This is a genomic window from Vibrio sp. OPT46, from assembly GCF_015163535.1.
Lineage (GTDB): Bacteria > Pseudomonadota > Gammaproteobacteria > Enterobacterales > Vibrionaceae > Vibrio > Vibrio alginolyticus.
In genome coordinates, this window is record NZ_JADDYG010000139.1 from 22,655 (window position 1) to 23,627 (window position 973).

The following is a 973-nucleotide window of genomic DNA, read 5'->3' on the forward strand; positions in this document are numbered from 1 at the left end:
CTAACGCCGATACCATTGGCGTCTCATTTGAGCGTGGCCCTTCAGAGAAAGGGGTTGGGAGTGCGGGTTGGTATAACAACGTCTTTTTTAAGCAAGAAGCAAATCAAGCCGGGCGTACCGCAATAAATATTGTTGGCGATGCATTCTCTGGTTCGGTGCGCAATCAAGTGATTGAAGCCATTGAAACGTACTTTGAAGGTGAAGTTGACTTAGTCATCTATAGCTTGGCAACCGGTGTTCGACCTAAACCTGAATCTGATGAGTTTTGGCGCAGTGTCATTAAACCTATTGGTGAACCTGTCACTGGCGCTTCTATCATGCTGGAGAACGATAAGTGGATAGAAACCACCTTAACGCCTGCAACAGAAGAGGAAGCCAATGCCACCATTAAAGTAATGGGAGGCGAAGACTGGGAAAGCTGGATTGACACACTCATCAATAACGACTCTATCGCAAACGGCTGCAAAACCATCGCCTTTTCTTACATGGGCCCTGACATTACGCACCCAATTTATCTCGATGGTACGTTAGGTCGAGCGAAAATCGATTTACACCAAACCAGTCATTCATTAAACCTCAAACTCGCCAACTTTGACGGCGGTGCTTACGCAACCGTGTGTAAGGCGTTGGTGACGAAAGCCAGTGTATTCATCCCTGCGCTAAGTCCCTACCTGTTAGCGCTTTATAGAGTGATGAAGGAAAAAGGTACTCACGAACGCTGTATTGAACAAATGCAGCGACTGTTTACTACGAAGTTATACGATCAAGAGAAAGTGCCAGTTGACGGTGAACGCTTGATTCGAATAGATGACTTGGAACTTGAACCGCAAGTTCAACAAGAAGTCCACGCTCTTTTAGAACAGATGAATGCTGATAACTTTAAAGAGATTGGTGATTACCAAGGTTTTAAAGATGAGTTTATGAAGCTCAATGGCTTTAACTTTGAAGATGTCGACTATTCGCAAGACATTTC

The 973-nt window shown here is 44.7% G+C and carries 1 protein-coding gene; it reads left to right on the forward strand.

What is annotated here, in order from left to right:
• A partial coding sequence (locus IQR33_RS06145; protein WP_193843594.1) for a trans-2-enoyl-CoA reductase family protein occupies positions 1-973 on the forward strand: 973 nt, incomplete at both ends.